The sequence below is a fragment of the Fusobacterium sp. DD2 genome, assembly GCF_018205345.1.
GTDB lineage: Bacteria > Fusobacteriota > Fusobacteriia > Fusobacteriales > Fusobacteriaceae > Fusobacterium_A.
In genome coordinates this window covers 1-21,216 of the sequence record NZ_JADRHM010000036.1, presented here as the reverse complement: position 1 = coordinate 21,216, position 21,216 = coordinate 1, and the positions used below count along the sequence as shown (strand labels likewise).

Sequence of the window (21,216 nt, the reverse complement as noted above, 5' to 3'; positions counted from 1 at the left end):
ATTTAATTAATCTTCATATCCATTTGGATGGTTTTTATGCCATTTCCAAGCAGTTTCGATAATCTTTTCAAGTGAGTTATATTTTGGTTTCCAATTTAACTCTTTCATTGCTTTTTCTGAAGATGCAACAAGTTTTGCAGGGTCTCCAGCTCTTCTAGGTGCAACTTCTGCAGGAATTGAGTGTCCAGTTACCTTTCTACTTACTTCAATTACATCTTTAACAGAGAATCCCTCTCCATTACCTAAGTTGAATATTGCACTGTCTCCACCATTTTGAAGTCTTTTTAGTGCAAGAATATGAGCATCAGCAAGGTCCATTACATGGATATAGTCTCTGATACATGTACCATCTGCTGTTGGATAATCCTCTCCAAATATACTTATTTTCTCTCTCTTTCCTAATGCAACTTGAAGAATGATTGGAATTAAGTGGCTTTCAGGATTATGGTCTTCACCAATATCTCCAGATGGATGAGCTCCAGCTACGTTAAAATATCTTAAAGCTGTGAATTTGATTCCATAAGCTTTATCACACCATTTCATCATTTTTTCTACGCAAAGTTTACTTTCTCCATATGGATTTGTAGGGAAAGTTCTATCTGTTTCAAGTATTGGAATATTTTCAGGTTCTCCATAAGTTGCTGCAGTTGACGAAAATACTATATTTTTAACACCATGATTTTTCATAGCTTTTAATAAACATAAAGTACCATAGAAGTTGTTTTCAAAATATTTTAATGGTTCAGTCATACTCTCACCAACTAATGAGAATGCTGCAAAGTCAATTACACCATCTATATTATTTTCTCTGAAAACTCTATTAATAAACTCTTCATCTTTTAAATCACCAAGTACAAGTTTAGCTTTTTCACATACAGCATCTACGTGACCAGTAACTAAGTTATCTAAAACTATAACTTTCTCCCCGCTATCTATAAGTGCTCTCGTTACGTGACTTCCTATATATCCAGCACCACCACAAACTAATATTGCCATAGTAACCTCCTTAAATATTATTATTTACATGTTCAACAAATCTCAAAAGACCAGCTTGTCCTTTTTCATCTCTTTTGTAGACACCTGCATCTTCAAGAACTCTTGAGAATGTGATTCCTACTTCAGATTGTAATATATCTTTTACATTTTGAACAGTAATATTTTCATGTTTTTTCATTATATTTTTTACCCAGTCAATATGTTTTACAACTTTTTCATCATTTTTGATACTTTCTTCCCAGTTATCTTGAGTTAGATATTTTCCAAGGATTTCCAGTTCTTCTTTAAGTCTTCCAGGTAAAACAGCAAGTCCCATTACTTCAATAAGACCGATATTTTCTTTTTTAATATTATGAACATCTTGATGTGGATGGAATATTCCTAAAGGATGCTCATCACTTGTTCTGTTATTTCTAAGAACAAGGTCAAGTTCGAAATTTCCACCTCTTTTTCTAGCAATTGGAGTTACAGTATTATGAGGAGTATCCTCACTGTAAGCCAATATTCCAAGAGATGAATCACTATATTCTCTCCAGCATTTTAATATTTTATCAGCAAGATCTACAAGCTCTAATCTGTCTTTTCCACTGATTCTAATTACAGACATAGGCCATTTTACTATACCTGCTTTTATATTTTTATATCCCTTAAATTGTATCTCTTTTTCAATTTTTGCCTTAGCCATTGGGAATTCATGATGTCCACCTTGATAGTGGTCATGGCTTAAAATAGATCCTCCTACTATTGGAAGGTCAGCATTTGAACCTAAGAAATAGTGTGGAAGTTTTCCAACAAATGCAGTAAGTCTATCAAAAGCTTCCCTTGTAATTTTCATTGGTCTGTGTTCTCTTGCAAAAACTATTGCATGTTCATTGTAGTATACATATGGAGAGTATTGCATAAACCACTCTTCATTTGTAAGTTCAAATGGGATAACCCTGTGATTTTCACGAGCAGGGTGGTTAAGTCTTCCATAGTATCCAACATTTTCATAACAAAGAAGACATTTAGGATATGAAGATTGAGGCATAAGTCTTTGTTTTGCAATATCTCTAGGATCTTTTTCTGGTTTAGAAAGATTTACAGTTATCTCCATATCTCCATACTCAGTTTTAGAAAACCAGTGCATATTTTTAGCTATTCTATCAGTTCTGATATAGTTACTTTTCTTAGCAAAATCATAGTAAAATTCAGTTGCCTTTTCAACACTTTCATTTCTTAATCTCTCAAATTTTTCTATAATTTGTGTAGCTTTAGGTGTCATTGCACCCATAATTTCAGTATCAAAAAGATCTCTATATGTTACTGTGTCCTCTATTATATTTTTTTCAACAGCATAGTCACATATTTTTTCAAGAAGTTCAGTTGGATATTCTGGAATTTCAGACTCTTTAACTTCTCTATCTTCCCAGTCATCAAGTTTTAAAATATGTAAAATTTCATTTCTAGATACAATTTCATCATATTTTCCTATAAGATTATTTTTTACTCCATATTTAAGAAGAGTTTGTATTATTTTAAATATATCCATTAAAACTCACCTAACTTTCTGCTACCGTCACCGATTTTAGCAACATAAAAATCAGCAACTAAGCCAGTTTTTTCTGTATATTTTTTTCCAACTTCTTTTATAAATTCATCAATATCTTTATCTTTTACAATACTTACTGTACATCCACCAAATCCAGCACCAGTCATACGTGAACCAATTACTCCAGGAGCATTCCATGCTGCTTCTACAAGAGCATCTAATTCTGGTCCAGTTACCTCATAGTCATCTCTTAATGAGATATGAGATTGATTCATAAGTTTACCAAATCCTTCAATATCTCCAGCTTTTAGTTTTTCAACAGCTTCAACAGTTCTGGCATTTTCACTTACAGCGTGAGTAGCTCTTTTTAACTGCTCAGGATCTGTTATAAAATGTTTTACCTTGTTAAATTCATCAACAGAAAGCTCTCCAAGGTATTTTATATTTACTCCATGTTTATTTAAAACTTTTACAGCTGCTTCGCAAGAAGCTCTTCTTTCATTATATTTTGAATCTGCAAGACCTCTTTTTTTATTGGTATTTGCTATAACTACTGAAGCACCATTTAAAGAGATAGGTGCATATTTGTAATCAAGTGAATTACAATCTAAAAGGATGGCGTTATTCTCTTTACCCATACCAATTGCAAATTGGTCCATAATACCACAGTTTACACCGATAAATTGATTTTCAGCTTTTTGTGATAGTTTAATCATGTTTATCATATCTGTGTCAAGGTTATTGAAATCCTTTAAAATAACGGAAATAAGTAGTTCTAATGATGCAGATGATGATAATCCAGCTCCATTAGGGATAGTTCCGAAAATTAGTAAATCAAAGCCTCTGTCAATTTTAAATCCTGCATCTTCAAATGCTTTGATAACTCCTTTTGGATAGTTAACCCAGTTATCACTTTTTTCATATACTAAATTGTCTAAAGAGAACTCTTTTACTCCTACACTTTCAAAGTTTAGAGAGTACATTCTACATTTTCTGTCAGTTCTTTTAACAGCTACTCCATATGTTCCAAAATTAAGTGCACATGGGAATACAAATCCACCATTGTAATCTGTGTGTTCACCAATAAGGTTTACTCTTCCTGGAGAGAAGAACACTTGAACTTTTCCGTTATAATTATAGATTTTTTTAAATTCCTTTACTAATTTTTCTATCATCTCTTACCTCCGATTAAAAAATTGTTCCTCTTATATTCAGTATATAGTATTTTATGTAATAATCAAGTGAATTGTATAAGAAAACAACAACTTAACAAACTTAGTTTAAAAAGTCTTTGCTATTTCTACTTGAATAAAGTAAAATGAAAATGAGAGGTGAGATAATTGAAAAGAGAGGGGAATCTTAAAAATAGAGTTCTTGAATTGATAAAAAATAGAAAATATATATCTAGAAATGAAATAGCGAAAGAGTTTGGTGTTACCTCTGCTGGAGTGGGGAAAGTAGTAAAAGAGCTTTTAAATGAGAAACTCATTGTAGAAAGTAAAGAGGGAGAATCTACAGGTGGCAGAAAACCAGTACTTCTGGAAATTAATGACAAAAATATAGGAAAGGTATTAGGTGTATATTTTGCACCAAAATTTTTTCAGATAACTATAGGAAATATTAATGGTGAGATGTTTGAATCAAAAAGATATGATTTCATAGAGGAAAAGAATTATTTTAAGCAGGGAGAAGAGGTTATAAAAAAATTTCTAAACATCTATAAGGATATATCAATTATCTCTATTGTAACTAATGGTCTTGTAGATAGTGAAAAGGGAAAGGTTATTTTTTCTCCTCACTACAATATAAAAAATTATCCTCTTAAAGATGAGATAGAAAAAAAATTTAACATAAAGACAGTAGTTGAAAATGATGTGAGAGCTATGGCACTTACAGAGAAGATATTTGGTGTGTGCAGGGATAATCATAACTTTGTTGTACTGAATATAGAGGATGGAGTAGGAGGAAGTATATATTTAAATGATATGCTCTACCATGGATATGGCTCTATGTCTGGGGAATTAGGGCATATGGTTGTAAAAAGAGGAAGTTTGGAAAAATGTTCATGTGGAAAGAGAGGATGTCTGGAAACTGAGGTATCAAATCGTGCAATAATTAAGAAGATATTTACTCAGATAAGAAATAATAATCGATTTACACTCCTTAGAAAAGTCCTTGATAAAAATAAAAATATAGATATCAATGATATTTTAAGTGCTTATGAAGAGAAAGATATGTTGACACTGGAGATAGTTGGAGAGGCCATATCCTATATAGCATATGCTATGGATATGATTATCTCTGTAATAAATCCTGAGAAAATAATACTCTATGGAGATATTTTTAAAAGTCGTTATATATTAGATGCACTTTTAAATGAGATAGGAAAGATAACCTTAGATGAGCAAAATTATGAGGTAGTAGTATCAAATTTTCTTACATCTATTTATAAAAAATCTCCTTTTGCTGTTGCTAATTACTTTGCCTTTAAATAGAAAAATATTTTAAATTTATAAAGGTTTTACATTCTTTATAAAATCTAGTATAATTAGGTATAGTAACAGAATATAATAATATAATGATAAGAATAGATTGGAAGGGAACAAACAGATGAAAATTTCAATTTTAGGAAGTGGAAGTGGAGGAAATTCCATATACATTGAGGATAACAATACGAAATTTCTTATAGATGCAGGTTTCAGCTGTAAAAAGATAGAAGAGAGATTAAAAAAAATAGGAAAAAAATTAGAGGAATTAGATGCTCTTTTAATTACTCATGAACATGGGGATCATATACAGGGAGCTGGAATAATTTCGAGAAAATATAATGTTCCTATATATATAACTCCAGAGAGTTTCAAAGCTGGAGAAAAGAAACTGGGAAAAATAGATGCAGATAATTTAAGATTTATAGATGGAAAATTTAAAATAAATGATGACTTTTTAATTAACCCTTTTGATGTTATGCACGATGCTGTAAGAACAATTGGGTATAGAGTTGAAAATCAGGAAGGAAAGAAGATAGCTATATCTACAGACATTGGTTATGTAAGTAATATAGTTAGAGAAAACTTTAAAGATGTGGATCTTATGGTAATAGAGAGCAACTATGACTATAATATGCTGATGAACTGCAGTTATCCCTGGGATCTAAAGGCCAGAGTAAAAGGAAGAAATGGACATCTTTCAAATAATGATGCTGCAAAATTTATAAAAGAGATGTATAGTGAAAGATTAAAAAAAGTATATCTGGCACATATAAGTAAAGATAGTAATAATCCAGATATAGTTACAAATACAATAGAGGAAGAGCTTAGAAATAATAGAATAAATTTAAAATATGAACTTGCAAAACAGGATATAGTGACAGATATATTTGAGTTGTAGGAGGGGCAGTTTGGAAGAGATAGATAACTTTTGGGAAGAATTAAAATTTGAAATAGGGGCACTTGGAGAGCATTATGCAGATGATAATCAAAGAAAAACCCTTATAGGAGCAGGAAATAGATCAGGGGATATCCTATTTATAGGAGATGACTGTGATCTCTATCAAAATGAAGAGCTAAGAGTAGCACCTGGTTCAAGTGGAGAGTTTCTAATTAAACTTTGTGATATTGAAGAGATAACTCCAGAAGATTACTATATTACCACTCTTTCAAAAAAAGGGTGTAAATTAAGTGATATGATGGAAGAGGATAGAGAGGTTTTAAAAGAGTTTTTAGATATGCAGATTGCTCTTATAAAGCCTAAAATAATTGTTGCATTAGGTGTTGAACCTGCTGAAGTAATTCTTGGCAGAGAGGTTAAAATACAGGATGAGAGAGGAAAAGTAATTGAATGGATGGGAGGAATAAAACTTATTCTTACCTATGATGTGAATTTTGTAAAAAAATCCAGAAAAGAGAGTGGAAAAAAATCTAAAGTTGCCATTGATTTCTGGAATGATTTAAAACTTGCAAAACAGGAACTGGTGAAAATCAATGGATAAAAAAAGCATAAGGGCTGAGGTTAAATCCCGTCGTAAAGCTTTAAATAAAGATTTTATCAAGGAGTACAGTAACTCTTTATGGGATTTTTTATATACTATGAATGAGTATAAAAATTCAGAAGTTATAATGTCCTATATGAGCTTTAATAATGAAGTTGATACTGAAAAACTAAATAGTGATATTATAAAAGATGGAAAAACACTTCTTTTACCAAGAGTTGAATCTGATGGAACAATGAGTGCCGTGCCATTTAGTGGAAAGTTTAAAATAAGTAAGTTTGGAGTATCAGAGCCAGTAGGAGAGGCTTATAATGGTAAAATAGATCTTATTATAGTTCCAGGGCTTGGCTTTGATAAATTTGGGAGCAGAGTAGGATATGGAAAGGGATATTATGATAGATTTTTTACCATACATAATGAACCAGTTAAAATAGCACCTGCTTTTGAATTTCAGATTTTTGATGTTGTAGAAACTCATGAAAATGATGTAAAAATCAATGGGTTACTTACAAAAAATAATTATGTCATAACTATCAACTATTGAAAAAATTGAGTTAATGTGATAGAATTTTATAGTAACTAAGAAAAATTTGGGAGGTTTATCGTGTCAGGACATAGTAAATGGTCAAATATCCAACATAGAAAAGGAGCTCAAGATAAGAAAAGAGCTAAGTTATTTACAAAATTTGGAAGAGAATTAACAATAGCAGCTAAAGAAGGTGGAGGGGACCCAGACTTCAACCCTAGATTAAGACTTGCAATAGAAAAAGCAAAAGCTGGAAACATGCCTAAAGATATACTTGAAAGAGCAATCAAAAAAGGTACTGGAGAACTTGAAGGTGTAGAATACCTTGAAATGAGATACGAAGGATACGGACCTGCTGGAACTGCATTTATCGTTGACGTTGTAACAGATAATAAAAACAGATCAGCTTCTGAAGTTAGAATGACTTTCACAAGAAAAGGTGGAAATCTTGGAACTGACGGAGCAGTTGCATGGATGTTTAAAAAAGAGGGAGTTATTACAGTAAAATCAGAAGGAATTGATCCAGATGAATTTATGATGGCAGCTTTAGAAGCTGGAGCAGAAGACGTTTCTTCAGAAGATGGAATGTTTGAAGTAATAACTGATTATACAGAGTTCCAAACTGTATTAGATAACTTAACAAAAGCAGGATATAAATATGAAGAAGCAGAAATAGAAATGAACGCTGATAATAAAATTGAAATTACTGATTTAGATACAGCTAAAAAAGTAATGGCATTATATGATGCTCTTGAAGATTTAGATGACGTTCAAGAAGTTTATGCTAACTTTGATATTGATGATGAAATACTTGAAAAGTTGGATGACTAGTAAGTAAAACTAAAGGTTGAAAAAGTTTTTTCAGCCTTTTTTTATTTTAAAAAGGAAATGTAATTTTTCGAAGCTTTTAAATGGCATTTAAATCGATTTTAAAAGATTAAGGGTATTTATATTACCCTTATAAGATTTCAGCTCTTTAAATAGGTAATCTTTATATAACAGGCTATTATTGAGATACTTAGACGATAGATTAATTTGCTGATTTATAAATAAGAAAAATCTCTCCCGAAAAGACATAACAGGAGAGATTTTTATTTATCCGAAAATCGTTAATATATCGTAGTTTTAATTGTGCTTAATTCTTATTTTTCTTCAATCCATTCAATCATTTGAGGGATAACTTCATATAAGTCTCCAACTATTCCATAGTCACAAACTTTAAAAATTGGAGCTTCTGGATCTTTATTTATGGCAATTATATATTTTGAATCTCCCATTCCAGCCAAGTGTTGGATTGCACCTGATATTCCACAAGCAATGTAAAGGATAGGTCTTACTGTAGTTCCGGTTTGTCCAACTTGGTGAGATTGTGCGATCCAACCACTATCAACAGCGGCTCTTGAAGCTCCAACTTCTCCCCCTAGTTTATCTGCGAATTCTTTTATTAATTTGAATCCGTCAGCAGTTTTTAAACCTCTTCCACCAGAAACAATTATTTTAGCTTTAGAAAAATCTACAGCTTTGTGTTCTGGTTTAATAAGTTCTAAGAATTTTGTTCTTATCATTTCAGATTTTATATTTGGTTTTACAACTTCAACTTCACCTTTGATCTCTTCAGTAAATGGAGCTTTTTCCATAACTCCTGGTCTTACTGTTGACATTTGAGGTCTATTCTTAGGGCAAATTATTGTTGCCATTAAGTTTCCACCAAAAGCAGGTCTTGTTTGTAAAATTTTATTGTCAGTTAAATCTATTTCAAGTTTTGTACAGTCTGCTGTAAGTCCAGTTCCAACTCTAGCAGCAAGTCTTGGAGCAATATCTCTACCAATTGATGTTGCACCAACTAAAACAATTTCTGGTTTTTTTTCATTTATAAGGTCTGCAATTGAGATTACAATACCTTCAGTTGAGAAGTTTTTTAAAAGCTCATCTTTGATGTAATAAACTTTATCAACACCGTAGTGTAAAAGTTCTTCTGCATTTTTTTCAATATCATAACCAGTTAAAACAACCATTAATTTTTTCTTTAATGTGTCAGCTAGTTTTCTTCCTTCTCCAATTAATTCAATAGTTACAGGATGAGTAACTCCATTAGTTTGTTCACCAATTACCCAAACATCGTTGTAACTATTTAGATCTATATTTTGATTTACTTTCGCTCTAGACATTTTACCCTCCTATATTAAATTCAAACCATGTAAGTCTGACATTAATATTTTGACAATTTCTTTATCTCCTTTATGTTCCACTATTTTACTTTCTTTATTTTTTACTGGCACAAAAGATTTATAAACATTTGTAGGAGAACCTTTTAAACCTATTTGTGTTGTATCAACATCTAAATCGTTTAAAGTTAAAACTTTTATATCTTCATCTTTAAGGTCTTCATAAGCTTTATAAATACCTTTAACTGTTGGATATCTTGGTACGTTTAATTCTTTTATAGCTGTTAAAAGTACAGGAGTTTTAGTTTCAATTACATAATCTCCTTTTTCTGTAAATCTTGTAACTATTAATTTATCTTCTTTAACTTCTACATTTTTTACATATGTTACTTGTGGAATTCCTAAGAATTCAGCAATTTCTGGTCCAACTTGAGCTGTATCTCCATCGATTGCCTGTCTTCCACACATGATAATATCAAAGTTTCCTATTTTTTCTATTGCAGCAGCTAATATTGTAGCAGTTGCCCATGTATCAGATCCTCCAAAAGCTCTATCAGATACGATATATACGTCGTCTGCTCCCATTGCTACAGCTTCTCTTAGTGCATCTTTAGCTTGAGGTGGTCCCATAGTTACAACTGTAACTTTTCCACCAAATTCATCTCTTAATCTTAAAGCTTCTTCTAGTCCATTTTTATCATCTGGATTGATTATACTAGGAACTCCTTCTCTTATTAAAGTTCCTGTTTCTTGATTTATTTTAACTTCATTTGTGTCAGGTACTTGTTTAATACATACTAATATATTCATTACTGCTCCTCCTATTTCAATACAGCTCTTGAAATTACAATTTTATGAACTTCTGATGTTCCTTCATAAATTTCTGTAATTTTAGCATCACGATACATTCTTTCTAATGGATAGTCTTGCATATAACCATATCCACCATGGATTTGTAATGCTAGGTTTGTAACTTCCCTTGCAACAGTTGAAGCATTTAATTTTGCCATTGCTGCTTCTTTTGTAAAAGGTTTTCCTATATTTTTTAAAGATGCTGCATAATAAGTTAACCATCTAGCTGCTTCAACTTTTGTTGCCATATCAGCAATATACCATTGAATACCTTGTAGTTGGCTAATAGGTTTACCAAATTGAACTCTTTCTTTAGAGTATTTTATACTCTCTTCTAAAGCTCCTTCAGCAATTCCAAATGCTTGTGCAGCTACACCGATTCTTGCTCCATCAAGACAAGACATAGCGATGTTAAATCCTTTTCCTTCTTTACCTAAAAGATTTTCTTTTGGAACTCTGCAGTTGTCAAATATTAATTCAACTGTTTCTGATCCGTGGATTCCCATTTTATCTTCTATTTTTCCAATGCTGAATCCTTTAGTTCCTTTTTCAACAATTATTCCTGACATTCCTTTTAAACCTTTTTTAGGATCTGTTAAAGCGAATACTACTAGAGCATCAGCTTGTCCACCACCAGAAATAAAGCATTTAGTACCATTTAATACATATTCATTAGTTTCTTCATCGAAAATTGCTGTTGTTTTTGCAGAACCTGCATCTGTTCCTGCATTTGGTTCTGTTAAAGCAAAAGCCCCTAAAGAACCTCCCTCACCCATCATAGGAAGATATTTTCTTTTTTGTTCTTCAGTACCAAATTTTAAAATGGCTTGTGGGAAAATTGTATGAATAGATAAAATTGCTGCAGTTGCTGCACATTTTTTAGCTATTTCTGAAACTACGATGACTTTATCAGTGTCATTTCCACCTGATCCACCGTATTCAACAGGTATTCCAATACCTGTAAATCCAACTTTAGCCATTTTTTTAAAGGTTTCTTTAGGATAAATTCCTTTTTTATCTATTTCAGCAGCAATAGGTTCAACTTCTTGTTTAGCAAATTCTCTTGCTACTTTTTGTAATTCAACCTGCGCTTTAGTAAATTGAAAATTCATTTTTGCCTCCTAGTTTAATAAAATTAATCGCTTTTAGCGAGTCCTTAATCTTGGGAATCAAGTTTAAGAGTTTATCAAAATCTAAATAAGGGGTTAAAGAGCATTAAAATTTAAAAATAAAAGTCTATGATAGGAAAAATTATCATAGACTTTCTTATTTTTAATATTTACTTATGATAATAAATATTCAAATCCCTTATTATAATTATTTAATTTGCTTCAAAAACAAATTGGACAACTGTACATAAAGGTGGGTCTGCTAATACATCTATTGAACTTGGGTAAGGTGGATTTTCAGGAACATCTATAATTTTGTAAGCTCTTACTTCAATAAGTGCTTTTTTTCCTTCCACTCTTTTAGTTCTAGCGATAAATTCCATATAGTCACCTGCAAATAAAGGTACATATAAACGAACTTTTTTAACTTTTACACACTTTCCTGTATTTTGAAATACTTTAGCCATTAATCTTTTAGCGCAATCTTCCATTAATGTGATTCCTCTTGCACCATTAACGACTCCTCCACCGTAAAACACGTCACGGTCAGACATTCTATAACGCATTGTCATTGTTTCCATAATTCAAATCCTCCTCTCACTAAAATTCGTTGTCGTCTTCTGGAAAATCTTCAAGTGCACGCCATGGATCTTTTACAAGTCCATCTGGTTGTTCCCCTCTTTGTAAATGTTTCTTTACAACTAGACGAACATTTCCTTCAGTACAAAGAACTGGTTCATCAAACCAAATCATATCTCCATCTTTTGCATCCTTTTTACCTTCTCTGAATGCAGGTGTTGCCAACTTGAATACTTCGATTTTACAGTCTCTTGATGTATTTCCAACGTGAGTCATTGTTGCTTTGTATTCCATCATATCCCCAACAAAAACTTCCTTGTATATTTTTACATCATGATACCCTAAACATAATGATTCGTCTCCATCATTCAGAATCATTTGTTCTGTTTCAACGTCTCCAATAAAATCAAATTGACGACCAACAGATATTCTTCCACTAGGATCTGATGCATCTGCTGTTGTCATGTTATAGCTTAGATAAGATACTTTTCTAGCCATCTTTAGACCTCCTTATTTTCTTTTTTTATAATCTCTATAAAAAATTAATAATTTAAATTACTCCCTCTTCTTTTAACTTCTTAGCTTCTTCTTCAGTTAAACCAAAAACCTCACAGTTGTGTTGTCCTAAAAGTGGAGAAGGTGTATCTACAGTTCCAGGAGTTTTTGATAATTTAGGAACAACTCCTTGGAAGTATTGATCTCCTGCTATTGGGTGATTTACATGTACCATCATCTCTCTTGATTGAATTTGAGGATGTTCAATAGCTTCTTTAACATTTAGTACAGGTCCGCATGGTATTCCTGCTTCAGCCATCATTTCTTCTAGTTCCATCTTTGTATATTGCTCAGCGAAATTTGTAATTATTTCTTTTAGTTCTGGAAGATAGTTAGCTTCTCTAAGTTCGTTAGTTAAGAATTTTTCATTTTCTATTAAATCTTCTCTTCCCATGATATTACATAATTTAGCCCATAATCTATCATTACCTACTCCAAGTGCAACGTAACCATCTTTACATTGGAATATATCGAAAGGAGCGATAGAAGGATCTATGTTTCCATTTCTTTGAGGAATTTTTCCAGCCATTGTATAATTTGGTATAGCATTTTCCAACATAGAGAATATAGTATCAACCATAGCAACGTCTACAAGTTGTCCTTCCTCTGTTTTTTCTCTATATTGTAGAGCGATTAATGCTCCAACCATTTGATAGATTCCTGATACGTGGTCTGCAATACTTGGACCTGCTTTTACTGGAGCACCGTCTTTGTAACCAGTCATAGCAACAAGACCTCCCATTGCTTGTGCAACAGCGTCATAGCATGGACGGTTGCTTAAAGGACTAGTTTGTCCAAAACCTGATCCAGAAACATATATTATTCTAGGATTTATTTTTCTGATTGTTTCATAATCTATTTTTAGTTTTTTAGTTACTCCACCTTTATAGTTTTCACATAAAAAGTCAGCATCTTTAACTAAATCATAAAACATTTGTAATCCTTTTTCTGATTTTAGATTTAATGTACATCCCTTTTTATTTCTATTTACATAGGCGAAAAATCCGCTCTCTCCTGATTTTTCATCAATAGGTCCCCAAGTACGACATTGTTCACCATCAACTGGTTCTATCTTAATTACTTCTGCTCCGAAGTCTCCAAAGAACATTGTACAAAATGGACCGCTTAACGCAGACGTTAAGTCAACTACTTTTAACCCTTCTAATGCTTTTTGTTTCACGTTAACTTTCAACTCCTTTACTTATTTTTATAATCAAACGATAACTAATTTTCTTAATTCAAGTATAACAATTTCCTTACGTGGAGAGTCAATACAGTTAATAAAATTTTATATATTTTTTTATTTTATTTAAATGTGAACTCTCCACTAAGGACAGAGTTAAAATATCTTGATTTTTCAGTACAAAACGTTGCGTTTATAGTTAAGTTTGTATTATTTTAAGAGTTTTAATTGTTTTTTTCAAGAATAAAACTCTCCCGTAATAGAAGAGTTTTATCATTATTTTATATTCAATTTTTTGTAGGCTTTAATGATTATTCAGCGTCACGTTTTAAAATAGCATTTAATAATACTGATGCTCCTTGAGTACATTTTTCAACTGGAGTATATTCATTTTCACAGTGAGAGTGTCCATCTACTGAAGGAACGAATATCATTGTAGTAGGTAGCATGTAAGCAACGAATTGTGCGTCATGTCCTGCTCCTGAGTTGATACGTTGGTTAGAGTATCCAAGTTCGTTTACAGATTCTTGAACATAGTTTACAAGTTTTTCATCATAGTAAACTGTATCTCTTGTCCATGCAACAGCTGAATCAGTTGTACATCCAACGATTTCTTTTGGTATGCTCTTTATTACTTCAACAACTTGTTCGATTACTTTTGGATCTTCATGACGAGCGTCAAGTGAGAATTCAACGAAATCAGGAATTACTGTATGTACATTTGGATGACAAACGATTTCTCCTGTTGTATAAACTAATTCTGGATCTAATTTATCTAATTCATCATGTAAGTATTGTAATACTTTAGCAGCTCCGTAAAGTGCATCGTGTCTATATTTCATTGGAGTTGTTCCAGCGTGGTCTGATACTCCGTATATTTTGATTCTGTAGTTAACCATTCCAAGTACACAAGTAACTACTCCGATATCTTTCTTTTCAGCTTCAAGGATAGGTCCTTGTTCGATGTGAAGTTCAAACATTGCACAATAATCTTTTGGATTTAATCTGTTTTTGATATCTCCTTTGTATCCAGAAGCATTTAAAGCAGCTTCGAATGTTTTAGTTGGGTCAAGAACTGAAACTGATTTTAAAACATCTTCGTGTCTGAATTTTTTTGCGATCTCTGCAGGTAGGTAGTCGTTCATAACAACTCCTGAACTCATCATTGCAGGTGGATATAAAGATCCTTCTTCATTTGTCCAAATCATTGCTGTAATATTGTGTTTGTGAGGTATTTTTTGTTCTGCTATAGTTTCAAGAACTTCCATAGCTGAGATTACTCCTAGTATACCGTCGTAGTTTCCACCATTTTTAACTGAGTCTGTATGTGAACCAGTAGCGATAGCTGGTAATGAAGGGTCTGATCCTTTTAATGTAGCGTAAACGTTTCCCATGTCGTCTGTTTTAATTTCAGCACCAATAGCTTTCATTCTTTTTACAAATTCTCCACGAGCTTGAAGATCTGCTTCTGAGAAACAATATCTAGTTATTCCACCATGTCCAGCGTCTCCATATTTACTGATAGTTTTGATTTTGTCTTCCATTCTTTTGTTGTCACATTTGTATGCCATAATTTTTCCTCCCTGATTTTGTTTAAGTTTCTATTTAAAATAAAGTTAATTTTCCTTTTATAAGTTAAAAATATTTAAATTTAATCTTAGTATTGTTGAGGTACTCTCTTTACAAATTTACCCATACCTGGTTTACCAACGAATTCACCATTGTCATAAACTAGTTGACCTCTTAAGAAAGTTTTAACTGGGTAACCATGAAGTTTTACACCTTCCCAAATTGTATGGTCACAGTTTGTATGCATATTGTTTATGCTGATTGTAAAGTCTTTATCTTTGTCGTATATAACGATGTCAGCATCTTTACCAACAGTTAAAGAACCTTTATTAACGCATCCGAATATTTTAGCAACATTAGTTGAGCAAAGTTCTACAGCTCTTTCAAAGCTTATTTTTCCTTCATTTGCAGCAGCTAACATATATGGATATAGGTTTTCGATTCCAGCACAACCATTTGGTATCTTAGTATAGTCATCTTTTCCCCAATCTTTTTCATAGCTTTGGAATGGGCAGTGGTCAGTTGCAACTGTATCAATTAATCCTGCTTTTATTGCTTTCCATAAAGCATCTTGGCTTTCTTGTCCTTTTATTGGAGGTGAACAAACAAAGTTACGTCCATCTTCACGTTTATAAACGTCGCAAGTAAATTCTAGATATTGAGGACAAGTTTCGATAAATACTTTAGCTCCTTCCTCTTTAGCTTTTATTGCAGCTTCTAGTCCTTCTTTATCAGCCATATGAACTATATAAAGAGGTGTTCCTAAGTGTTTTGCCCAGTGTACGGCTCTTATATCAGCTTCAGCTTCAACGAATTCTGGACGGCTCATATAGTGATACCAAGCGCTTGTTTTTCCTTCTTTAAGGAATCTAGCTGTTCTAAGATCTATTAGATCTGGGTTTTCAGCGTGAACGTTGATTATAGCACCAAGTTCTTTAGCTCTTTCCATAAGTTGAACCATAGCACCGTCGTCTATCATCATTCCTTCTTTTTTATAAACCATGAAAGCTTTGAAACTTGTAATTCCTTCTTTAACAGCTTGTTCCATTTCTTTTAGAATGTCTCCACCGTTTAAGTCAGTTATACAACAGTGACTTGCATAGTCAACACATGCTTCTTTTTCAAGAACTGCTTTTTTAGAGTTTACTAAACCGATAATAGTTTCACCTTTGTGTTGTACTGGATAGTCAAATACTGTTGTAACTCCACCACAAGCTGCTCCTCTTGTTCCTGAAAGGTAACTATCTGCAGAAGTTCCTCCTTGGAATGGCATTGCAAGGTGAGTATGAGCGTCTATTGCACCTGGTAATACTAATTTACCTTTTGCATCAACTACTTCTTTTGCTTCCCCATCAATATTTTTAGCAATTGCTACGATTTTACCATCTTTAACTGCTAAATCTGCTTCAAATTTTTCTTTTGCTGTTACTAAAGTCCCATTTTTAATTAATAAATCATATGTCATTGTTTACTTCCCTCCTTAGATTTTTATAATTAAACAGAATATTTTGTTGTTTTAATAAACAATTTTTTCTGTAATAAACACAATTATACTACACTTCTTCTTGTTTGCCAAACATTTTAAAAATAAAATTTCCACAAAGTTCACACAAAACCCCAACTACATTTCCACAAAGTATTGATACGGCAAGAAGTTTCCAGTCTCCACCAGTTGCAAATGCTGAAAAACCTCCTAAGAAAGTGCAAGTAGCAAATTTTGTTAAATTATAACGAGATAAATAACAAATTAATGATGTAAATGCCCCTGTCACTATTGCTCCAAATGTTATTGTTGGATGGAATGAGCAAATAAAGATAATTAAACATCCAATGATGATACCAACGATATTTGATACTGTAGAACGAATAAATCCTTGTTTTCCACATCCAGCTATAAAAAATGAGGTAATTCCAACGAAAAGAAGCCAAGCTGAAAAATATTCAGGCATCGATATACTCCAATAATTTGTAAGTCCTGTCCAAATACCACTTACAAAGCCACTTCCTAAAGCACTAGCTAATATAAAACTCATACTTCCTCCTTTTAAACTTTACTTTTTACGAAACATATTGTTTGCTATAACCAATTTTTGAATTTCATTTGTTCCTTCATAGATTTGAGTGATTTTTGCATCTCTCATCATTCTTTCTACGTGATATTCTCTCATGTAACCATTACCACCCATAAACTGTACAGCTTCTGTGGTAACTTCCATTGCTAAGTTACTGCAAGTTAATTTTGCCATAGCTGCTAACTCTCCAAAAGGTTTTCCTTCATCATGAGCTAATGCAGCTTTACAAAGTAGTAAATCTGCTGCTTCAATCTTAGTTTTTAATTCAGCCATTTTGAATGCAATATATTGATTTTTATATAAAGGTTTTCCAAATTGCTCTCTTTTTTGGATATACTCATAAGCTTGTTCAAATGCTCCTTTAGCAATTCCTAAACTTTGAGCTGCTACTCCGATTCTTCCTCCGTCAAGACAAGCCATTGCATATTTGAATCCTTTTCCCTTTTCTCCTAAAAGATTTTCTTTTGGAACCTTTACGTTTTCAAAGTACATTTGTGATACTTGTGCTTCTCTTAGTCCCATCTTGTCTTCTATTGTTCCAACTTGTACACCTTCCCAAGCTGTATCTACTAGAAAAGCTGATAGTCCTTTAACCCCTTGTGAAGGATCTGTGCTAGCAATCACAAAGTAGTATTTACAAAGAGGACCATTTGTTGTAAATATTTTTGTTCCATTTAGTAAATAATGATCATCTTTTTCTTCTGCAGTTGTTTTTATGTTTGAAGCATCAGAACCAGCTTCAGCTTCAGTTAATCCAAATGCACCTATTGCTTCCCCATTTAATAGCGGTGGTAAATATTTTTTCTTTTGTTCTTCTGTACCGTAGTTAAAAACCCCACCACAGCATACAGAAGTTGAAATAGAAAATGATATTGCCACTGATGCATCAACTTTTGCTATCTCTTGAATAGCCAATACATATTCCAAATACCCTAATCCTGCCCCTCCATATTTTTTAGGATAAGGTAAACCTAAAATTCCTAATTCTCCCATTGTTTTCCAAACTTCAACAGGGAATTCTCCTTTTTTGTCACGTTCACATACGTCTGGTAATAAATCTGTTTCCACAAAACTTTTTGTAAGTTTTATTACGTTCTTTTGAATCTCGTTTAAATTAAAATCCATTGATACCTCCTAGGTAAACCTTGTTGTATAATTATAAATCAGTTTTAAGTGCACTCTTTCTGTTTTAATTGTTTTTTTTTAAGACCTATGTTACAGTTTGATTATATAATATTAATTGACATTTTTTCAAATCTGTATTATAATTTTACGTATCAAATCGATAACTAATTTTCATTCAAATTATAAGGAGAAATACATATGAATATATCTCAATTAAATTACTTTGTTACACTTGTTGAATATAAACATTATGGTAAAGCCGCGAAAAAGCTGTATATCTCTCAACCAGCTCTTTCAAAAGCTATAAAAAATTTGGAAGAAGAATTAGATGTTACGCTATTTACCAAGGTTGGAAAAGAGAATCAACTGACAAAATATGGAAAAATTTTTCATAAGTATGTAAAGAGCAGCCTGAATATTTTAGATGCTGGAACTAAGCAGATAAAATCTTTAACTGAAGACAATAAAAGGAATATAAGGTTGGAAACTGTTTCTTCGTGCGCTACTCAATGTGTTCCTCTGTCTATATTTGAATTTAAAAAAAGATTTCCAAATGTGCATTTTCAATATAAAGAAAATGTATCAAAAAAAATTATAGAACACCTTCTTAATTCAGAAATAGATTTAGGATTGATTTCTGATTGTAGTGGTTTAACGAATGAAAAAAACATTGAAGTTCTTAAGCTTTTTGACTATGAAGCAGTTTTAGCAGTGCCTAAAAATCATAGGTTTAAAAAGAAAACAAGAATATCTTATAAAGATATTCTTGAGGAGCCATTTGTCTCTTATACAGAAGATACTGCGAACTTAAAAGTTTTAAAAAGTGAACTTGATTCTTACAATTTACCATATCCTAAAAATATTACTGTAAGATGCAATACAGAGAGTGCTGTTATAGCTTCTATTGAAAAGGGGCTAGGAATAGGGCTTGTAAGTGACACGTCTTTTAATAAAAATGCTAATTTACATTTTTTAAAATTTGATAATATAGTTATAAAATTTCCAATATATATAGTATGGAGAAATGACTTATTAACATCAAGAGCTATAATTGCTTATAAAGATTACATATTAAATGCGCATCATATTGCGAAAATTTTAAAATAATATAATAACAGAAAGTTATATGTTTAAAAAAAGAAATCATTGTTTTTATGAAATTTTTTTATAAATGCTGAATTTTGTATTGTAGAGGAGGTTGATTTGATAGATATTTTTATGTTTATCAGATAAAAATTATGTATGGAAAAGTATTATTCAATAGGACAGGTTTCTAAAAGTTGTAATATCACAGTAAAAACATTGCGTTATTATGATAAAATTAAACTAGTTCAACCTAGTTACAGAGATGAAAACACAAATTATCGTTATTATACGAAAAATCAGATGACTTCTTTGCTATTAATAAGAAGATTAAGAGCAATGGATTTTTCAATTAATGATATTAGAGAGATAATTTCAACACCATCTCTTGATAATTTTGTGGATATTATTAAGAAAAATAATAACGATTTAAACAATCAGATTAATATACTAAAAGCTAAAAAAGCTGCTGGAGATGTAATTTTAAATAGAATCTTGAATGGGAAAAAGATAATAGAAAATAACAATAATTCCATTAATATAAAATTAGAAGAGATAAAGCCTTCTTTAATGATTTATTCGAGAAAGGTAATGACTAAGTACTGCAACGCAGAAGTATCATTACAGCGATGGATGGATATCTATGAAAAATGTACAGAAAATGGGGTATCTATGACAAGTTCTACTATTGTTACATATTATGCAAAACCATTAGAACAATTTTTAATGAAAGATTGCGATGTTGAGTTTGGTGTTTTGATAGAAAGTGATCAGATAGTTCCAAAAGATACTGGACATATTAGAGAGTATGGAGGGTATCTAGCTTGTACAGCTTATCATATAGGTGATTACAGTGAAATAATTAATTGTCACGTAAGTCTTCTTCAATGGATAAATAAACATGGATATGAAGTTGCAGGACCAATTTCGGAAGAGTTTATCATCTCTCCTCTAGATATAGAATATAGCGAAAAACATATTACAAAAGTTATTATTCCGATTACATTAGTTTCAAAATAACTTAAAATTAGGAGAAAATGACTTATGAACGAGAAAAAAGGTAATTTGTTTGTTTTTTTAGGAGCTTTATTCTGGAGCTTGAACGCTCCAATTGTAAGTGGAGTAAATCTTCCGCCATTATTTTTATCATGTTATAGATCTGTAATAGCTGGAATTGTTTTACTTCCATTTTTGAGAATAAAAAATTTTAAAATTAGTAAAGAGCTTATAATCTTCTTATTTTCTTACTTTGGATTATGTGCTTCTATTACTATTGCGTTAAAAAATACAGTTGCTCCAATTGCCATAGGAATGCAATATGCAAGTATATTTTGGATTTTCATTATTAACTTTTTTATTTTGAAGATAAGAGAATATAGAAAAATACCTGCAATTTTATTAATACTTATTGGAGTTATATTATTCATGACTTCAGGAAATAGCGATGGGTCAGCTTATGGAAATGCTGTAGCTTTCTTTGAAAGCATATTTTTTACAGGAATGACAATATCTGCAAATAAAATAAAAAATATTGAGCCAATAAGTCTTACATGTATTGGAAATCTATTTACAGGATTGATATTACTTGTTTTTATAGGAAGTGACAGAAACATTATATTCCATATGTCAATGCATGAATATATTGCTGTTTCACTACTAGGAGTAGTAAATGTGGCTCTTGGTTACGGTTGCTACAATATAGGAGTTAAATATACAACAGCACAAAATGCGTCACTAATTGCTATATTAGAAATGGTATTAGGTCCTTTATGGGTATATATATTCTTACATAGAACATCAAATACCCAAACTATGATTGGTTTTGCCTTTATTTTAGTTGGACTTTTATTAAATCATTTCTTATCCAGAAAAAAACCATAGAT

21 protein-coding genes are annotated in these 21,216 nt (G+C 31.7%); 8 read left to right on the top strand and 13 right to left on the bottom strand.

The genetic code is table 11. The features are described 5' to 3' along the window. Positions 1-6: 6 nt before the first annotated feature. The 3 genes from galE to IX290_RS06880 are packed head-to-tail and all read right to left on the bottom strand — an operon-like array spanning position 7 to position 3,702. A complete protein-coding gene (gene galE, locus IX290_RS06890) occupies positions 7-996 on the bottom strand; it encodes a UDP-glucose 4-epimerase GalE (RefSeq protein WP_211492479.1) in 990 nt (329 codons plus the stop codon). Positions 997-1,006: 10 nt separating this feature from the next. Beyond that, on the bottom strand, positions 1,007-2,527 hold the full coding sequence (galT, locus tag IX290_RS06885) for a UDP-glucose--hexose-1-phosphate uridylyltransferase (RefSeq protein WP_211492478.1): 1,521 nt from the start codon (positions 2,525-2,527) through the stop codon (positions 1,007-1,009). After that, on the bottom strand, positions 2,527-3,702 hold the full coding sequence (locus tag IX290_RS06880) for a galactokinase (protein WP_211492477.1): 1,176 nt from the start codon (positions 3,700-3,702) through the stop codon (positions 2,527-2,529). Before IX290_RS06880 ends, galT begins: the two co-directional genes overlap by 1 nt. 165 nt (positions 3,703-3,867) lie before the next feature. Here IX290_RS06880 and IX290_RS06875 point away from each other — a divergent pair, with 165 nt between their 5' ends. The 5 genes from IX290_RS06875 (at position 3,868) to IX290_RS06855 (ending at position 7,872) form a co-directional block, all read left to right on the top strand. Then, positions 3,868-5,022, top strand: coding sequence for an ROK family protein (locus IX290_RS06875; RefSeq protein ID WP_211492476.1), 1,155 nt, complete (start codon positions 3,868-3,870; stop codon positions 5,020-5,022). Positions 5,023-5,137: 115 nt separating this feature from the next. After that, positions 5,138-5,914, top strand: a complete 777-nt coding sequence (locus tag IX290_RS06870; RefSeq protein ID WP_211492475.1) for an MBL fold metallo-hydrolase — start codon at positions 5,138-5,140, stop codon at positions 5,912-5,914. A 10-nt stretch (positions 5,915-5,924) separates the two neighbouring features. Beyond that, positions 5,925-6,515 carry a uracil-DNA glycosylase family protein gene (locus IX290_RS06865; RefSeq protein ID WP_211492474.1) on the top strand — a complete coding sequence of 197 codons (591 nt, stop codon included), beginning with the start codon at positions 5,925-5,927 and terminating at the stop codon, positions 6,513-6,515. Next, on the top strand, positions 6,508-7,059 hold the full coding sequence (locus IX290_RS06860) for a 5-formyltetrahydrofolate cyclo-ligase (RefSeq protein ID WP_211492473.1): 552 nt from the start codon (positions 6,508-6,510) through the stop codon (positions 7,057-7,059). Before IX290_RS06865 ends, IX290_RS06860 begins: the two co-directional genes overlap by 8 nt. A gap of 60 nt (positions 7,060-7,119) precedes the next feature. Then, a complete protein-coding gene (locus IX290_RS06855; RefSeq protein ID WP_211492472.1) occupies positions 7,120-7,872 on the top strand; it encodes a YebC/PmpR family DNA-binding transcriptional regulator in 753 nt (250 codons plus the stop codon). A 311-nt stretch (positions 7,873-8,183) separates the two neighbouring features. On the opposite strand, the gene IX290_RS06850 is transcribed toward IX290_RS06855, so the two are convergent. The 10 genes from IX290_RS06850 to IX290_RS06805 form a co-directional block, all read right to left on the bottom strand. Then, positions 8,184-9,209, bottom strand: coding sequence for an electron transfer flavoprotein subunit alpha/FixB family protein (locus IX290_RS06850; protein ID WP_211492471.1), 1,026 nt, complete (start codon positions 9,207-9,209; stop codon positions 8,184-8,186). A gap of 9 nt (positions 9,210-9,218) precedes the next feature. Next, positions 9,219-10,016, bottom strand: coding sequence for an electron transfer flavoprotein subunit beta/FixA family protein (locus IX290_RS06845; RefSeq protein WP_211492470.1), 798 nt, complete (start codon positions 10,014-10,016; stop codon positions 9,219-9,221). Between the two features lie 11 nt (positions 10,017-10,027). Next, positions 10,028-11,170, bottom strand: a complete 1,143-nt coding sequence (acrC, locus tag IX290_RS06840) for an acryloyl-CoA reductase (protein WP_211492469.1) — start codon at positions 11,168-11,170, stop codon at positions 10,028-10,030. A 209-nt stretch (positions 11,171-11,379) separates the two neighbouring features. Next, positions 11,380-11,748: a hotdog fold domain-containing protein gene (locus tag IX290_RS06835; protein WP_211492468.1), complete on the bottom strand. Its 369-nt coding sequence runs from the start codon at positions 11,746-11,748 to the stop codon at positions 11,380-11,382. Between the two features lie 19 nt (positions 11,749-11,767). Continuing rightward, positions 11,768-12,244: a hypothetical protein gene (locus IX290_RS06830; protein ID WP_211492467.1), complete on the bottom strand. Its 477-nt coding sequence runs from the start codon at positions 12,242-12,244 to the stop codon at positions 11,768-11,770. Positions 12,245-12,296: 52 nt separating this feature from the next. Continuing rightward, positions 12,297-13,481, bottom strand: coding sequence for a CoA transferase (locus IX290_RS06825; protein WP_211492466.1), 1,185 nt, complete (start codon positions 13,479-13,481; stop codon positions 12,297-12,299). Positions 13,482-13,795: 314 nt separating this feature from the next. Then, positions 13,796-15,055 (bottom strand): Zn-dependent hydrolase, encoded by a 1,260-nt coding sequence (locus IX290_RS06820; protein ID WP_211492465.1) that lies wholly within the window; start codon positions 15,053-15,055, stop codon positions 13,796-13,798. Between the two features lie 86 nt (positions 15,056-15,141). Further along, entirely contained in the window at positions 15,142-16,518 is a 1,377-nt protein-coding gene (gene hydA / locus IX290_RS06815; protein ID WP_211492464.1) for a dihydropyrimidinase, read from the bottom strand. 88 nt (positions 16,519-16,606) lie between these two features. Beyond that, entirely contained in the window at positions 16,607-17,086 is a 480-nt protein-coding gene (locus IX290_RS06810) for a DUF1097 domain-containing protein (RefSeq protein ID WP_211492463.1), read from the bottom strand. 18 nt (positions 17,087-17,104) lie between these two features. Then, positions 17,105-18,250: an acyl-CoA dehydrogenase family protein gene (locus IX290_RS06805; protein ID WP_211492462.1), complete on the bottom strand. Its 1,146-nt coding sequence runs from the start codon at positions 18,248-18,250 to the stop codon at positions 17,105-17,107. 198 nt (positions 18,251-18,448) lie between these two features. On the opposite strand from IX290_RS06805, the gene IX290_RS06800 reads away from it, so the two are divergent. The 3 genes from IX290_RS06800 to IX290_RS06790 all read left to right on the top strand — a co-directional run bounded on the left by IX290_RS06800 (position 18,449) and on the right by IX290_RS06790 (position 21,214). After that, positions 18,449-19,357, top strand: a complete 909-nt coding sequence (locus IX290_RS06800) for a LysR family transcriptional regulator (RefSeq protein WP_211492461.1) — start codon at positions 18,449-18,451, stop codon at positions 19,355-19,357. 135 nt (positions 19,358-19,492) lie between these two features. After that, positions 19,493-20,353, top strand: a complete 861-nt coding sequence (locus tag IX290_RS06795; RefSeq protein ID WP_211492460.1) for a MerR family transcriptional regulator — start codon at positions 19,493-19,495, stop codon at positions 20,351-20,353. Between the two features lie 24 nt (positions 20,354-20,377). Next, positions 20,378-21,214, top strand: coding sequence for a DMT family transporter (locus tag IX290_RS06790; RefSeq protein ID WP_211492459.1), 837 nt, complete (start codon positions 20,378-20,380; stop codon positions 21,212-21,214). Positions 21,215-21,216: the final 2 nt, after the last annotated feature.

Bases quoted from the DNA above. Each gene is read 5' to 3' on its own strand.
- IX290_RS06830 (WP_211492467.1), bottom strand. From the start codon at position 12,244: ATGGCTAGAAAAGTATCTTATCTAAGCTATAACATGACAACAGCAGAT.
- IX290_RS06805 (WP_211492462.1), bottom strand. From the start codon at position 18,250: ATGGATTTTAATTTAAACGAGATTCAAAAGAACGTAATAAAACTTACA.
- IX290_RS06850 (WP_211492471.1), bottom strand. From the start codon at position 9,209: ATGTCTAGAGCGAAAGTAAATCAAAATATAGATCTAAATAGTTACAAC.
- acrC (WP_211492469.1), bottom strand. From the start codon at position 11,170: ATGAATTTTCAATTTACTAAAGCGCAGGTTGAATTACAAAAAGTAGCA.
- IX290_RS06860 (WP_211492473.1), top strand. From the start codon at position 6,508: ATGGATAAAAAAAGCATAAGGGCTGAGGTTAAATCCCGTCGTAAAGCT.
- galT (WP_211492478.1), bottom strand. From the start codon at position 2,527: ATGGATATATTTAAAATAATACAAACTCTTCTTAAATATGGAGTAAAA.
- IX290_RS06820 (WP_211492465.1), bottom strand. From the start codon at position 15,055: ATGGCATACAAATGTGACAACAAAAGAATGGAAGACAAAATCAAAACT.
- IX290_RS06880 (WP_211492477.1), bottom strand. From the start codon at position 3,702: ATGATAGAAAAATTAGTAAAGGAATTTAAAAAAATCTATAATTATAAC.
- IX290_RS06810 (WP_211492463.1), bottom strand. From the start codon at position 17,086: ATGAGTTTTATATTAGCTAGTGCTTTAGGAAGTGGCTTTGTAAGTGGT.
- IX290_RS06800 (WP_211492461.1), top strand. From the start codon at position 18,449: ATGAATATATCTCAATTAAATTACTTTGTTACACTTGTTGAATATAAA.
- IX290_RS06870 (WP_211492475.1), top strand. From the start codon at position 5,138: ATGAAAATTTCAATTTTAGGAAGTGGAAGTGGAGGAAATTCCATATAC.
- hydA (WP_211492464.1), bottom strand. From the start codon at position 16,518: ATGACATATGATTTATTAATTAAAAATGGGACTTTAGTAACAGCAAAA.
- IX290_RS06835 (WP_211492468.1), bottom strand. From the start codon at position 11,748: ATGGAAACAATGACAATGCGTTATAGAATGTCTGACCGTGACGTGTTT.
- galE (WP_211492479.1), bottom strand. From the start codon at position 996: ATGGCAATATTAGTTTGTGGTGGTGCTGGATATATAGGAAGTCACGTA.
- IX290_RS06845 (WP_211492470.1), bottom strand. From the start codon at position 10,016: ATGAATATATTAGTATGTATTAAACAAGTACCTGACACAAATGAAGTT.
- IX290_RS06790 (WP_211492459.1), top strand. From the start codon at position 20,378: ATGAACGAGAAAAAAGGTAATTTGTTTGTTTTTTTAGGAGCTTTATTC.
- IX290_RS06795 (WP_211492460.1), top strand. From the start codon at position 19,493: ATGGAAAAGTATTATTCAATAGGACAGGTTTCTAAAAGTTGTAATATC.